Source organism: Gordonia sp. OPL2 (assembly GCF_003797825.1).
GTDB lineage: Bacteria > Actinomycetota > Actinomycetes > Mycobacteriales > Mycobacteriaceae > Gordonia.
In genome coordinates, this window is record NZ_RKME01000052.1 from 1 (window position 1) to 14,433 (window position 14,433).

A 14,433-nucleotide genomic window follows, 5' to 3' on the forward strand; every position below is an offset into this window, starting at 1 on the left:
GGGATGTGGGGCACGATCGGCGAGGTTTTGGGCACGGTCGGCGAAAAGTTGGACACGGTCGGCGAAAAGTTGGACACGGTCGGCGAGTGGAGGGGGCGGACGCTGGGGGCGGCTAGGAGAATCGGGCGCGCAGTGCCCGCCGATCCACCTTGCCCGGGCCACGGAGCGGGAGTTCGGCCAGCTCGATGACTTCGCGCGGGGCGGCGTAGCGGTCGAGGCGTTCGGTCACGGCGCCGCGGATGCGCTCGGAGTCGAGAGTGCCTGCCCCCGAGGGGACGATGAACACGACCACCTTCTCGCCGAGCCGGTCATCAGGCAGGCCGACGACCGCGCACTCGGCGACGGCGGGATCCTCGACGACGACGGCCTCGACCACCTGCGGCACGATCGTCAGCCCGCCGCTGGTGATCGCCTCGTCGGCGCGTCCGACGATGGAGAGCACGCCGTCGTCGTCGACGCGGCCGAGGTCGTCGGTGCGGAACCAGCCGGGCTCGGCGAACGCGGGATGCTCCGGGCGGTTCCGGTAGCCGTGGGCGACCATCGGTCCGCCGAGGACGACCCGTCCGACGCCGTCGGCATTGGCGTCGTCGATGCGGATCACCACACCGTCGAGCGGAATGCCGTCGTAGACACAGCCACCCGCGGTCTCGCTCATCCCGTAGGTCCGGGTGATCGGGATGCCCGCGTCGATCGCCCTGTGCAGCAACGGGACCGGCGTCGCCGCACCGCCGACCAGCAGCGCGTCGACGTCGCGGAGGGCGGCCGTCGCGCGGGGTGAGTCGAGGACCTTGATCAGCTGGGTGGGGACCAGCGAGGTGTAGCGGCGTGGACCGTCGAGCGCGTCGAGGGCGTCGGCGAAGGTGTCGGCGTCGAAACCGTCGTCGAGGTCGAGGACGGTGGGGCTGAACCCGGAGGCCAACGCGCGCAGCAGGACCTGCAATCCCGCGATGTGGTGAGGTGCGAGCGCGAGGACCCAGTTCCCGGGTCCGCCGAGTCGGGCGGCGGTGGCGTCGGCGGACGCGGTGAGCGAGGCGGGGGAGTGCTGGGCGCCCTTCGGGATTCCGGTGGTACCGGAGGTGGAGATGACGAGGGAGAGGTCGTCGGCGATGGGGTCGTCGACGTCGAGGGCGTCGCGGAGTGAGGCGACCTCGCGCGGGTCGTCGGGGACCGGGACGTAGGCGGCCGAACCGTCGAGGACGGCGGCCAGTTCGTCGCGGCGGTCGAGAACGTCGGGTCGGGCCGGGAGGTGCAGGGCGCGGAGGGATTTCAGGGCCGGTCTCCGTCGTCCGGGTCCGGTGGCGAGTCATCGGTTGCCGTCGTCGAGTCATCGGTTGCCGTCGGCGAGTCCGGGGTGGTCGTCGGCGGGTCGTCGGTCGCTGTCGCCGAGTCCGGTGTGGTCCTCGGCGGGTCGTCGGTCGCTGTCGGCGAGTCCGGGGTGGTCGTCGGCGGGGTGAGCGGCGAGTCGTCGAACGGCCAGCCGGAGAACTCGAGATGCTTGCGCACGCGGGCGACATCGTCCTCGTGCGGCAACTCGTGGGTCACCTTGGTGATCGCGACGCCCGCGTCGATCTTCGAGATCGGCTCGGGAGGGGGCGGCGACTTGCGGATCAGTCCGGACGACACCTCTTGGACCTCGTCCTCACTGAGCTGTCGTCGGAGAAGCGCCACGAGCGGGATGTAATCGCCCTGTGGAACGCCGTCCGGGTAGCCGGCGCGCAGCCATTCGATGATCCGATGGAGGAACTGTGGTCGATCCACGACTACGCCCCCTTTTCTCCCCGGCGGCAGGAACTATGACAGCCAGAAACCATGACATCGCTGCCGCGATTGTATGTGCTCGCGCCGTGGTCTCGACACCGAGCGAATCCTGTGATGCGTCCGCGGCGCTCAGGCGCTGCTGGCCGCGAGGGGCCATCCGACGGCGGCGAGGCGGCCGGCGACCTGGTTGATCTCGTCCGGGGTCGGGGACTCCCGCGTGACCTTCGCGATGGCCTCGCTGATCTGGTCCTCGGTCACCGGATTCCGCACCCCGTGGTCGCGGGCCAGGTTGAGGGCCACGGTGGTGACCTCGCGCTCGTCGAGAACCCGCGTCAGCAGGGCCAGCAGCGGAGGGAACTCGGTGGGCGGGACGCCCTCCGGATACCCCTTGCGGATCCAGTTGATCGCCGATTCGAACAGCGGGGTGCCTTCAGACATGACGGTGTCGCGCCTCCGATGACATGAGGTGGGAAGGGATCATCCGGCCCGATCCCAGGAGATCACTTGTAGCCGAACGGGAAGATCTTGATGTCGAAGTAGTAATAGATGGTCTGTCGGGTGATCCACAGCAGCGCGGTGATGATGATCAGCGCGACGACGGCGAAGATCACGTAACCGAGCGCACGCTGTGCCGGATTGCCGTGCGACACGGTGCCGTCGGCGTTGGTCGCGCCGCCGCCTTCGGCGTGCAGTCGGAGACCGACTGCGAAGAGGGCGGGCAGGCCGGCACCGAAGAGGAGGCCGACGATCAGAACCTTGCCGATCGCTTCGACGATGTCCATCGGGGAGAAGTCCTTTCGGGTCAGAGGGTCAGGCGACCGGGGTCTTCGGCTGCTCGTCCTCCGCCGGGATGATCGAGTTGGTGGACTCGTCCCATTCGGCGTTGACGTTGGTCGAGTCGACCTTGTTCTGCTGTGCGCGCCAGTACATGTAGCCCGATGCGACGATCAGCAGGGCGAAGATGGCGATCGCACCGGCGACGTTGCCGAGCAGGTGGGCGATGAAGTACGACGCGGCGCCGACGAGTCCGGCGGCCGGGAGGGTCGTGACCCATGCGACGGCCATGCGGCCGGCGACCGCCCAGCGGACCTGGGCGCCCTTCTTCCCGACACCCGAACCGAGGATCGAGCCGGTAGCGACCTGCGTCGTCGAGAGCGCCATACCCGCCGCGCTCGAGGTCAGGATGATCGCGGCCGACGACGCCTCGGCGGCCATGCCCTGCGGCGAGCTGATCTCGACGAGTCCCTTGCCAAGCGTGCGGATGATGCGCCAGCCGCCGAGGTAGGTGCCGATCGCGATGGCGCCTGCGCAGCTGAAGACGACCCAGAAGGGGAGCCCGTGGCTGACGGTCGAGGCGTCGAGGTGACCGGTGACGATCAGCGCCATGGCGATGACACCCATCGTCTTCTGCGCGTCGCCGGTGCCGTGGGCGAGGGAGACGAGCGATGCGCTGGCGATCTGTCCGTAGCGGAAGCCCTCTTCCTTCTTGCTCTCTGCGATCTTCTTGGTGATGGCGAAGACCAGCCAGGTGCCGCAGGCGGCGACGAGGCAGGCGATCACCGGGGCGAGCAACGCCGGGACGATGATCTTGGAGAACACGCCGTGCCAGTTGATGCCGGACATGCCGATCGCGGCGATGCCCGAGCCGATGAGACCGCCGAACAGTGCGTGCGACGAGCTGGACGGCAGGCCGAACAGCCAGGTGAAGAGGTTCCAGAGGATGCCGCCGATGAGGCCGGCGAAGATGATCAGCAGGGCCGTCGTCGGGGTCAGGCCCGAGATGATGTCGCCCTTGTCGTCGCCGGAGGTCTGCTGGATGTTCAGCACGTCCTTGGTGATGGTGGCGGCGACCTCGACCGAGAGGAACGCGCCGACCAGGTTCAGGATCGCCGAGAGGCCGACGGCGACCTTGGGCTTCAGTGCGCCCGTGGCGATCGATGTCGCCATGGCGTTTCCGGTGTCATGGAATCCGTTTGTGAAGTCGAAACCCAGTGCCGTGATGACCAACAGCACCAGGATCAGCATCTCGCCGCTCATGGTCATAATCATGCGGCTCACCAGGTGGTTTCACCTAACGGTCCAGTGTCCGATTTGAGCAGTTCGACCTGGGCGTTTCCTGAGACCGCGGTGGTGTTCACCGATTGTTCATGTAAGTGACGGCAACCCGTCACCGGATGCGGTGGAGCGAACGCTCGGGCGGACTGGTGACCGGCACAAGTCGCTGTGGAACAATCCGGTCATGACTGCTGCGCTGAAGCTCGGGATGCCGATCAACTACGCGGGTGACTTCCGCGAGACCATCAACAATCTGGCCGATTTCGAGGCCGTGGGCGTCGACCGCATCGCGGTCCCAGAGGCCTACAGCTTCGACGCGGTGAGCCAGCTGGGTTACATCGCCGCGAAGACCGAGCGCATGGAACTGCAGACCGCGATCCTGCCGATGTTCTCCCGCACGCCGACGAACCTCGCCATGACGGCGGCCGGTCTCGACTACATCAGCGACGGCCGTGCGGTGCTCGGCATCGGTGCGTCCGGCCCGCAGGTGATCGAGGGCTTCCACGGCGTCAAGTACGACTACCCGGTCGGCCGCGCCCGCGAGCACGCCGAGATCTGCCGGCAGGTGTGGCGTCGCGACAAGGTCGACTTCCAGGGCAAGCACTACACGTTGCCGCTCGACGAGGAGCACGGTGGTTCCGGGCTCGGCAAGTCGTTGAAGATCATCAATCACCCGGTGCGCGACCGCATCCCGATGCTGCTGGCCGCCATCGGCCCGAAGAACACCGAGCTGGCCGCGGAACTGTTCGAGGAGTTCCAGCCGATCCTGTTCAACCCGGAGCAGATCCAGTCGGCCTTTGGCGAGGCGCTCGCCGCGGGCAAGGCGAAGCGTGATCCGTCGTTGGGCGAGCTCGGCATCGTCGTACAGGCGACCGCACGCGTCTCCGACGACACGCAGGAGATCGAGAACGCGCTCGAGCTCGTCCGCCACCACGCCGCGCTCTACATCGGCGGCATGGGTGCCCGCGGCAAGAACTTCTACAACACCCTCGCGCAGCGCTACGGCTACGTCGAGGAGGCGAAGCTGATCCAGGATCTCTACCTCGATGGCAAGAAGGCCGAGGCCGCCAAGGCCGTTCCCGACGACCTGGTGCGTGCGATGTCGCTCATCGGGTCGAAGGCCGAGGTCGCCGAGCGCGCTGCGGCATTCCGCGACGCCGGCGTCACCTGCATCCTCGCGTCGCCGGTGGCGGGCACGCACAAGGAGCGCGTGGCCGACATGGAGGTGCTGAAGGGGATCTTCGGGGGCTGAGTTCTTTGGGGGCCGGGGCGGTTCGTCGAGTGCGGGGCCCGGGCCGGCCTGCGGACCGGGCCCCAGCCGTCAGACCGTCTCCGACTCCGAATCGTCCCGGCTCTTCTTGCGTTCGAAGATCGAGTGGTAGTCGGGGGCGGCCTTGCGTGCGGCGAAGTGGTACGGCAGGAACATGATCACCTCGGTGATCACGAAGGACGCGAACACGGCAGTGGCGGTGTGGAAGATGTACAGGAACGAGAGTCCGAGCACCACGTAGAGCGCGGTGCCTGCCGCTCGGAGCCAGAACACCTTCGCCGTGTGCCCGACGCGCCGGAGCGCGGCGAAGGGCACGGTCGAGAACAGCATCGTCGCCTTCCACAGGCAGGCGATCACCAGGGCCGGGACGAGTGAATGTGACCATGCCGGACCGAAGATGAGGCTCCACAGTCCGAGGTACGCGGCGACGACGATCCCCCCGACGCCGGCGGCGAAGATCAGCGCGACGTGCGCGACCTCACCCTTGTGGCCGTGGGCGAGCTGCCGGACGCGGCCGTAGGCGAGAACGGGTTCGAGAACACCCGAGATCGTCGAGACCACACGGAAACCGACCGACGCCGCGGGCCCGAGGACGACCAGGATGAACGACGTCAGGATCGGCTGCACGATCCCGACCGACGCGGTCTCACCCGTCACCCATGCGGCGCGGCGCAGGTCGGGCGGCATCCCCGACTCGCGATGCGACGGCCGAGGCCAGCAGCGGCACAGGACGGCCAGCATCGCGCCCGCAGCGAGGACCCGCACACAGTTGGGATTGTCGTGGACGGCGAGTAGCAGTGCCGACAGGCATCCGGCGACGAGGATGATCGCGGCCACGGCCTCGAGGCGCCATCGTCCCTGGACCACACCGATAGTGCGTGCCATCAAGAGGCCCGACGACAGTCCGAGCACGCCGAGCAGGGTGATCACCGGTGCGGGCACCGTCGGGCTGACGATGAGTAGGATGCCGGAGCCGAGGGACAGCAGCGCCATCCACCAGGGCATCGCGATGTCGTGGTCGGCCTCCGGGGTGGCCAGCCGCGACTCGACGACGAACGCCGACAACAACTGCGCGACGTAGGTGCCGATGGTCAACGAGACGGCGAGTTGACCCTGGTGGTCGATCGGCGCGACGCGGGCGAACACGGCGATGAAGATCGCGGGAAAGGCGTTGAGTGCCAGACCGGCCGCGATCTGCACGACCGCCTGCAGGTGCTTGGCGTCGACTTTCGACAGGACGGGGGCGAGCACTCCGCCGCGACGCGCGGCGGGCGCCTCGTGATCATCGGAGGACAGCGCGGTGATCCCTGTCTCTGGAGAACTTCCTGCCAAGGAGGCCCTCGGTACGCCCGATCAGCAGTGCCAGACCGTCTCCGGCACGGAACTTCCGCCGTTTCCGCAACGGCAGCGTGGCCGCCCCGGCGAGCAGCCGGAGTTTGTCGAGCACCGGATAACCCCACCGCCGATAGATGAAGCCGGTGCCGCGACCGTAGTTGCGTAGCTTGCGGCGCCGTTCGGCCGGCGTCAGATGGGTGAAGTCGGTGTGTCCGCGGACGACGATGTCGGGTGCCCAGCTGATGGCGAAGTCGTCGAGCTCGGCCAGGCGCAGGACGAGGTCGGTCTCGTCGCCGCTCTGCCACGGGCTGTCGGCGCCCGACCCGATCGTCGAATCGAACCCGCCGACGGTGATGTAGTCCTTGCGGCGGATCGCCATGCTCGGGACGACGACCGACCATGCGTTACGCCGGGTGAACTCGGCGTCGGCCGGGGGAAGGGTGTTGCGGTCGCCGTCGGCGTCGACCAGTCGGGCCGCGCACACCGATGCCGTGGGTGTGCAGTGCGCGGACAGCCGCTCGAGGAAGTCGGGTTCGAGCCGGCAGTTGTCGGTCAGGAGATAGATCCAGTCGACGTCGTCGGTGAACTGTGCGGCCGCCGTGTTGTGGCCCGCCGTGCTGCCACCGTGTTTGACCACAGTCCGAATGGTCAGGACGTCCGAATACAGATCGTGCACCTTCTTCAGGCCGTTGGCGGCGTCCACGTTGTCGTCGTAGGCGATCGACACCATGCGGGGCCGGGTCGTCTGTGCGGCGAGGTCATCGAGCAGGCGACAGATCGAATCCCATCGCCCCACGGTGGTGATGGCCATCCCGAACGACGGCGAACTCCCACGGTCGTCGGCCTCCTCGGTCGACGGGCTCTCGTCGCTGTTCATGGACGCACTTCGCCCCGCCGTCATGTCACCACCGTCATGTCAGAACCCCTCGGGAGCGCGCCCGATGGTCCCCCGAATCCACCTGTCCGAACGCGCCCGCGTCTCGCGCGGCGGCCGAACTCACGCGCCATAGTGTATGGCTTACGTGCCATAGTGTATGGCACGAGAGGGTGACCTTGCGCTCGACGAACGGCTCGCCCCGGACCGACAAGGCAGGGGGCACGGGCACGTGAACGATTCCGCCCTGCCCGAAGCACCCCGTCCCGCCTGGTGGCTGACACCCGCGGTGCTGATCCTCGTGCCGGTCACAGCCTCGTTCATCTCGTGGATCTCGCTGATCGGATGGTGCTCGGTCGGTGGGTGCCCGGCGGGATCCTGGCTGCAGCTGCGTGGCTTCCTGGAACCGTCGCCGATCACCGTCGCGGGTATCACGCTGCTCATGGTCTGGTACGCGCTCGTCGTCGTGCTCGCCACAATCGGCTGGCGCCTCGGGACCGGCACCCGCCCGTCGACCGAACTCGTCGCCCGAACATGTCTGCCCGCCTTCGAACGTCGCTACTTCCTGTTGATCCTGGCCGTCGCGGCGGTCGGCGTCGGCTATTCCTACTACCGCATCGCGGGGACGACCTCGATCGTCGAATCGCTCGTGACGCAGACCGGCAACTCCTTCACCGAGGCGCTGCCGGCGTCGGCGGGCATCCCGACCCTGCGCTATGCGACGATCCTGGCCGCACCGCTCGGCGTTCATCTGTGGCGCACGAAAGTCATCCGGGCGCCGCTGATGATCGCGGCGGTGGTACTGCTCCTGCTCAATTCGATGGTGGCGTCGCGACTCTCGCTGCTGATGGCCGTCGTGGTGTATCTGGTCATCTGGTCGGCGGCGCGACGCAGGGCCGACGACGGGGCCCGAAAGCCGCTGCGTCCGTGGATGGTCGTGGCCGGCGTGGTGGTCCTGTTCGGGTTGCTGACCACCCTGAACTACGTCCGCAACGGCAATTACTACCGCGACGCCGGCGTCTCGAACCCGGTGGCGATGAACGTCTATCAGATGGGTGCGTATCTGGCGGTGCCCGCGCAGGTCTCGTTGGGTGTCTCGGATGCGGTGATGCGCGGCAGCTTCGAGAAACCGGGCAGTGTGGGTGGATCGTTCAGCGCCGCGCTCCCGAGTTTCCTGGTGCCCGAGGACGAGACGCGGGGCAAGGAGTCGGTGGACGCCGGACTGTACGACTTCACCGTGTCGTCGGCGCCGAACTTCACGACGAACTCCGAATTCGCGGACACCTACGCCGATTTCGGTGCCTGGGGATGGTTCTACACCCTCCTGCTGTTCCCGCTGGCCGGCTACATCTCCGGTCGGTTCTCGACCTATGGCCCGGTGATCGCGGGCACCACCGGGGTCATCGCCTACTGCTTTGCCGAGGTCTGGCGCATTCAGCTCCTGACCCAGGGGATCGTCGTGTTCCTGGTGCTGCTGACGGTCGTCGGCATGGCCGTTGCGGGAGCGGGTCTGCGGACGCGTGTGGACTCCGACGACGAACATCTGTACGAGAGAAGTGGAGTCACGTGAGCAACAGTGCAGTGGGTGTCACCTACCGCCCCGACACGACCGGCAACGAATGGTTGCGCTCGACGGCGGGGGCGATCCGGGACCACTGGATCGTCATCGTCGTGTGCGCGCTGGTGGGTGGTCTCGTCGGTCTCGTCCTGACCACCCAGCAGACCCCGATGTACGAGTCGTCGGCGACGATCTATCAGACGCCGCGGCCCGCCGACAGCGACAGCGTGAGCCGGCAGCGGACCGAGGCCTACACCGAGCTGCTGACGTCAGACCGATTGATCGCGACCGCCCTGGCGCAGAGCGGGCTGTCGATGTCGATCGGTGAGGCGCGCGACGCCACCACCGCCGGCGCCAACACGGGCAGCGCGATCCTCACCGTCACCACCCGGACGGACGATCCGCAGACGTCGGCGAGGCTGGCCAACGCGCTGGCCGATGCGCTGCCGGCGACGGTGACGGCGCTCGACGGCGACCAGCCCGCCACCCCGGGCGCCGGGGACGACGCGAACGCAGATCAGGTGCGCCTGTCGGTGATCACGCCCGCGGTGCCCGACGGTCAGGGCGAGGGCCGGAACTTCGGGCGCAACATCGCGCTCGGCGTCGTCGCCGGGTTGCTGGTGGGACTGCTCTACGCCTATGTCCGCGGACTGGTCGGTCGACGGGTGCGCGATGAGGCGGAGGTGAGTCGATTCCTCTCCGGTCCCGTGCTGGCCACTATCCCGTCGGAGAAGTCGCTCGGAACCTCGGGCCTCGTCGACTACCGCGGGCCGGACAGCCGTGCAGCCCAGGCGCTCCGGCGGTTACGCACCGCTGTCACCGGACGTGAATCGGGTCCGGCCACACTGCGTTCGATCGTCGTGACCGGTGCGACGCCCGGTGACGGTTCGACGACGGTTGCGGTCAATCTGGCGATCGCTCTCGCGGACAGCGGTTCCGAGGTGGTCCTGGTCGACGCGGCGCTCGACGGACGGCCGGCCGGGTCCCGGCACGCCGCCGACGCGGTGTCGTCGACCGAGGGCCTCACCACCTACCTGAACGGACGAGGCAGGCTGGGGGAGTTCATCTCTCGGTCCTCACGTCCCCATCTGTCGCTGGTTCCCGCGGGCCCGGCGATCGGCAACTCGTCCGAGTTGTTGGCCTCGGAGCGGTTGAGTGACGGTCTCGCAGAGCTGGCGGAGCAGTTCGATCACGTCATCGTGGACAGTGCGTCCCTGCAGGATTCATCCGACCCGCTCGTCCTCGGTCGCATCGCCGACGCGGTCCTGGTGATCGCGCGCTCCGGGCACACGCGGTACGTCGACCTCCGTACGGCGGTCGAGCGTCTCTCGCTCGCCGATGTCGCGATCCTCGGCGTCGTGCTGAACGGGTCACCGCGCCCCGCATGGCAGTTCGGCCGCACAGCGGCCGGTCGACCCGCCGATCAGGTGCTGGCCGACGTGCCTCCCGGAACGGCTATCGACACACCACTGCCACAGGATCGCTGAGCCGCGCCGGGGTGGTCTCGAGCTTCCCGATGCTCACCGGGTTCTCGGGTGTCGCCCCGGGGGAACACGTCGATGACGTGGTCGCGGAGACCGCCGTCCACGACGACGGCGCGCCCCGCCAGGTGACCTCGGCGGCGCCGATGCGACCGGTCGATTCCTGGAACTGCAGTGCCGGGCCCGCCGAGTCCCGATCAGGGCCCGCGCCGCCGGTCACGGTCACCGCGATGCGATCCATCCGGAAGTCGTCGGACTTGTTGGCGGAGAAAGCGATCGCCGGGGTGGCGCTCTCGATGCCGACCTCCCCGAAGGTGACTCCCCGGGTCGTCTGCAGGCCGACGATCCCGGTGCCGTCGGCGATGTCCTCGACTGCCACGGTGAGGCCCCGCAGCGTGACGCCGGTGGCCGGCCGGTCGGCGGTCGACTCGACGAGGGCCGACCAGCGTTCGCAGCGTCGGATGGTGATCTCGGAGAAATCGAGGTCGAATCGACTGAACGTGTCGTCGGCGGCGCCCTCCGGGCGGGCCAGGACATGCACGCCGGCCTCCCCGTCCTCGACGGTCAGCCCGGTCAGCCGAACATCCTGAGACGCAAGATATTTCCACTCGGTGTCGGAATCGGGCGCGGCGCTGTCGACGATGACCCCGGCTCCGGTGCGAACACCCGTCACCGAGATGCCGGTGGCGGTGACGCGCGCGGCGCCCGCCAGTCGCACGCCGTTGGCAGCACCGCCGGAGACCGTCATGTCGGCGATGGTGAAGTCGGCGTCGGACCAGTCGCCCACAGCCGCCAGGGAGAAGGTCTCGGAGTCGTTGTCGAAACCGTCCGTCTCCGAGTGATAGGTGACCAGTGCCAGGCCGTCGTCGCCGGTGTCGGTGGCCGTGCAGTTGCGGACCTGGCCGCGACGACACGCGTTGAAGTGGATACCGTCGGCCATGGTGTCGGTCGCGCGGACATTGGTGACCGTGACGTCGGAGACGCCCATCATGATCACGCCGGCCTGCGGACTCGACCGGATTGCGCAGTCCGCCACCGTGACCCCGGACACCGGACCCTTGGAGCCGGTCCACCCCGACGGCACCGACGATCCGTCGGACGGGTATCCGACGACGCGGATGCCGTCACCGAAAGACCGTTGCGACGGCTGGACCGCCCACCGGATCCGCACTCCCCGCAACGAGACCTGCGAGGCCGGACCGCGGACCACGAGGCCGTGCCCCGTGCCGCTCCCGTCGTCGGCGAGGTTGTCCATCACCAGTTCGGCACGAGCGTCGAACTCGACGGAGACCCGATCGAGACCGGCGAGCGAGATCGCCGCGCCGCCCTCCGGATCCCGCTGGGCGTATCGATACGTCCCGGCCGGGAAGTAGAGCGTGTCACCAGCTCTCATCTGAGCGACGGCCTTGCCGATCGACCCCGAATCGTCCTGCCGCCCGTCGCCGACGGCGCCGAAGTCGCGGACGTTGTGGGTGGAGCCGGACGATGAGGAGGAGCACGCGGCGAGAGCCGCGACCGCAGGCACCAGCGCCAGGAACGTGCGGCGCGACAGCTGCGGCCTGGAAGGGGTTGTCATCGTGAGGTTTCCAGTCCGGAGCAGATGCGCGTCGCGGCCGCCGCCGGATCGATCCCGGCCTGTCGTCGCGTGACGTGGGCGAACCCGCGCTCGGCCAATCCGCGGCGCGCGTCGTCGTCTCCGCAGAGGCGGATCAGCAGCTGTCCCAGTGCCCCCGAGTCGTGCGGGTCGAAGAACTCCGCTCCGTCGCCGCAGGTCTCCCGCAGGACGGGGATGTCGGAGGCGAGAACGGCTGTCCGCGATGCCATGGCCTCCAGCGGTGGCAGGCCGGCACCCTCGTACAGCGATGGCATGATCAGCAGATCGGCCCCGGCGACCAGGGCGCGCAGGCGATCGAAGGGCACCTGCCCGGTCACCTCGACGCGCGTGCCGAGTTCGGCGACGATGCGGCCCACCCGGTCGTCGGCCGTGCGCAGCGTCTCACCGCCGCCGGCGATGACCAGCCGGTGCGGGATGTTGGCCGAGATCCGGGTGAACGCCTCGAGGAGCAGCACGAGATTCTTGTGTCTCTTCACATTTCCGACGTAGAGCAGGTAGGGCTGCCCCACACCGGGATCGGGCAGGCCCTCGGTGGCGAACCAGACATCGTCGACCGGGATCGGGGTGACGAGCACGCGTGCGGCGCGGGTGGTCTCGCCGAGGCGCCGTGCCGTGGCGTCGGACGGAGTGAACACCGTGGCCGCCCTGCGGGCGTCGAGCCGGAGCATGGCGGCGGCGTAGGCGCGCCGGGCGCGGCCCTGGTTGCTCAGCGCGGCGTCCTCGAGGTGCAGCGTGTCGTGAACCGTCGTGAACAGTCGGACCGCGCGGTCCCGGGGTCGGAGCAGGGCCAGCGGGAACGGGTAGTGCGGCGCCCAGAGCGCACGGGGCCGACACGCGTCGAGCGCGTGCTGCCAGACCCGCTGTTCGGCGGCCGTGTACATCGCGGCGCCGTCGGGGGACGCGGTGAGTACGCGCGTGCCATCCTGCACCGCCGATACGGAGTCGGCGTCGGTCAACACGGCCAGTGTCAGCCCGCGGTCCGCGGTCACCCGCTCGAGGTGGGGGATCTGGGTGCGGATATAGGTGCCGATCCCGCTCTGCCGGATGTGGCGGGCGTCGAACAGGACGTCCACGCCGTCGTCGGCCGACGATGGGTCGTGACGGCTACCGGGCACGTCGACCTTCCTTTCCGCAGGGGGAGGCCGTCGACGCCACATGACGATGCGGCTCGCGCCCCCCTGGTGAACAGTGTGCCGAACTTTCTTCGAGATGGTACGTTTCGGCAGGCCGGGCGTCGGAGATCTCGAAGTGGCCGCCGCCGGGGGATCGGTCGGGTCGGGGACTGGTGCGCCGACAAGGAGGTGCCGCGAGCGCTCGTGTCGCGGACGAGGACTGAGGACGGACATGACCGACCCGATCGCGGATCCGCGAGTCGCCATCGTGCACGAACGATTCACCGAGATCGCCGGATCCGAACATGTCGTCGAGCAGTTCTCACAGACCTGGCCGCGGGCCGCCGTCCATGTTCCGATCGCCCGCGAGCAAGGCCTCCCGGCAGGGCTGTCGTCGTCGCCGATCACCACCTGGGTGGACACGCCCTACGGCTGGACGGGCCGCGGGCCCTACGCACCGCTGACCCCCCTCTTCCCCCGCGCGTTCCGCGGAATGGATCTCGGTGACGTCGATGCCGTGGTGATCAGTCATCACGCGTTCGCGACTCAGGCGGCATTCGCCACCGACGCACCGGTGATCGCGTATGTCCACAGTCCGGCACGGTGGGCGTGGGACACCGCATTCCGGGCGCAGGAGGCGGGTGGGCCCGCCGGTGCGCTGGTGCTGTCCGGGTTGTCGAGGATGGCGCGGCGCGGCGAGCTCGCCGCCGTCGGCCGGATCGATCAGATCGTGGCGAACTCGACCGCCGTCGCCGGACGCATCCAGCGGTGGTGGGGACGGGAGTCGGTCGTCGTGCATCCGCCGGTCGACACCAACGGCTTCACCCCCGACCACACCATCGAGCGCGAGGACTTCTTCCTCGTCGCCGGTCGCCTGGTCCCGTACAAGAGGCCGGATCTGGCGATTCGCGCCGCCCGGGAGGCGGGTGTGCGGTTGGTCGTCGTCGGCGACGGACGGTCGATGGAGATCTGTCGTGAGCTAGCGTCCGACGACACCGTGTTCCTCGGACGGGTGCCGCACGACGAGCTCGTCGACCTGTACCGCCGCACGCGGGCGCTGATCATGCCGGGGGTCGAGGACTTCGGGATCGTCCCCGTCGAGGCGATGGCCACCGGTGCACCCGTCATCGCGCTCGGTGAAGGCGGAGCGGTCGACACCGTGGTGCCGGGTACAACGGGGATGCTCGTGCCATCCGGCGACGACGACACCGTCGTCGCGGGACTCGCCGAGGCCATGACGACGTTCGACCCAGGCTCGTACGACCCGCGCCGCATCCGCGAGTGGGCGGAAGGGTTCTCGCGGAAGAACTTCCGTGCGGAGATGACGCGGGTCGTCGAGGGTGTGCTGGAGCGGGGGCGGCGGGTCGAGTAGGTG

General features: G+C 68.7%; 12 protein-coding genes and 1 pseudogene. 4 read left to right on the top strand and 9 right to left on the bottom strand.

Annotated features, from left to right (window positions below; genetic code table 11):
• Positions 1 to 112: 112 nt before the first annotated feature.
• From menE to EEB19_RS25995, 5 genes and pseudogenes are all read right to left on the bottom strand, one after another.
• On the bottom strand, positions 113 to 1,270 hold the full coding sequence (gene menE / locus EEB19_RS25975) for an o-succinylbenzoate--CoA ligase (RefSeq protein WP_187590230.1): 1,158 nt from the start codon (positions 1,268 to 1,270) through the stop codon (positions 113 to 115).
• A 194-nt stretch (positions 1,271 to 1,464) separates the two neighbouring features.
• Positions 1,465 to 1,758, bottom strand: a pseudogene (locus tag EEB19_RS27115) (DUF3349 domain-containing protein); the annotation flags it as partial.
• 129 nt (positions 1,759 to 1,887) lie between these two features.
• Positions 1,888 to 2,196 (bottom strand): DUF3349 domain-containing protein, encoded by a 309-nt coding sequence (locus tag EEB19_RS25985; protein WP_187590222.1) that lies wholly within the window; start codon positions 2,194 to 2,196, stop codon positions 1,888 to 1,890.
• A gap of 62 nt (positions 2,197 to 2,258) precedes the next feature.
• On the bottom strand, positions 2,259 to 2,540 hold the full coding sequence (locus tag EEB19_RS25990) for a hypothetical protein (protein WP_187590223.1): 282 nt from the start codon (positions 2,538 to 2,540) through the stop codon (positions 2,259 to 2,261).
• Between the two features lie 28 nt (positions 2,541 to 2,568).
• Positions 2,569 to 3,795 (bottom strand): inorganic phosphate transporter, encoded by a 1,227-nt coding sequence (locus EEB19_RS25995; protein WP_187590224.1) that lies wholly within the window; start codon positions 3,793 to 3,795, stop codon positions 2,569 to 2,571.
• 202 nt (positions 3,796 to 3,997) lie between these two features.
• Here EEB19_RS25995 and EEB19_RS26000 point away from each other — a divergent pair, with 202 nt between their 5' ends.
• Positions 3,998 to 5,065, top strand: coding sequence for an LLM class F420-dependent oxidoreductase (locus tag EEB19_RS26000; RefSeq protein WP_187590225.1), 1,068 nt, complete (start codon positions 3,998 to 4,000; stop codon positions 5,063 to 5,065).
• A gap of 69 nt (positions 5,066 to 5,134) precedes the next feature.
• Here EEB19_RS26000 and EEB19_RS26005 read toward each other — a convergent pair whose 3' ends face one another.
• Both EEB19_RS26005 and EEB19_RS26010 read right to left on the bottom strand, forming a co-directional pair.
• The gene (locus EEB19_RS26005; RefSeq protein WP_262365934.1) at positions 5,135 to 6,415 is read right to left on the bottom strand and encodes a lipopolysaccharide biosynthesis protein; all 1,281 of its coding nucleotides are present in this window, start codon (positions 6,413 to 6,415) and stop codon (positions 5,135 to 5,137) included.
• Positions 6,366 to 7,295 (bottom strand): glycosyltransferase family 2 protein, encoded by a 930-nt coding sequence (locus EEB19_RS26010; RefSeq protein ID WP_187590226.1) that lies wholly within the window; start codon positions 7,293 to 7,295, stop codon positions 6,366 to 6,368. Before EEB19_RS26010 ends, EEB19_RS26005 begins: the two co-directional genes overlap by 50 nt.
• Positions 7,296 to 7,524: 229 nt before the next feature.
• On the opposite strand from EEB19_RS26010, the gene EEB19_RS26015 reads away from it, so the two are divergent.
• Together EEB19_RS26015 and EEB19_RS26020 are read left to right on the top strand one after the other, a co-directional pair.
• Positions 7,525 to 8,862, top strand: coding sequence for an O-antigen polymerase (locus tag EEB19_RS26015; protein WP_262365935.1), 1,338 nt, complete (start codon positions 7,525 to 7,527; stop codon positions 8,860 to 8,862).
• Positions 8,859 to 10,337, top strand: coding sequence for a polysaccharide biosynthesis tyrosine autokinase (locus EEB19_RS26020; protein WP_187590227.1), 1,479 nt, complete (start codon positions 8,859 to 8,861; stop codon positions 10,335 to 10,337). The genes EEB19_RS26015 and EEB19_RS26020 overlap by 4 nt, the downstream gene beginning before the upstream one ends.
• Here the strand turns inward: EEB19_RS26020 and EEB19_RS26025 are convergent.
• Both EEB19_RS26025 and EEB19_RS26030 read right to left on the bottom strand, forming a co-directional pair.
• Positions 10,306 to 11,907, bottom strand: a complete 1,602-nt coding sequence (locus tag EEB19_RS26025) for a glycosyl hydrolase family 28-related protein (protein ID WP_187590228.1) — start codon at positions 11,905 to 11,907, stop codon at positions 10,306 to 10,308. The two genes, EEB19_RS26020 and EEB19_RS26025, sit on opposite strands and share 32 nt — an antisense overlap.
• Positions 11,904 to 13,061 carry a glycosyltransferase family 1 protein gene (locus tag EEB19_RS26030; RefSeq protein ID WP_262365936.1) on the bottom strand — a complete coding sequence of 386 codons (1,158 nt, stop codon included), beginning with the start codon at positions 13,059 to 13,061 and terminating at the stop codon, positions 11,904 to 11,906. The genes EEB19_RS26025 and EEB19_RS26030 overlap by 4 nt, the downstream gene beginning before the upstream one ends.
• A 241-nt stretch (positions 13,062 to 13,302) precedes the next feature.
• On the opposite strand from EEB19_RS26030, the gene EEB19_RS26035 reads away from it, so the two are divergent.
• Complete coding sequence (locus EEB19_RS26035) at positions 13,303 to 14,430, top strand: glycosyltransferase (RefSeq protein WP_187590233.1); 1,128 nt, start codon at positions 13,303 to 13,305, stop codon at positions 14,428 to 14,430.
• Positions 14,431 to 14,433 lie beyond the last annotated feature (3 nt).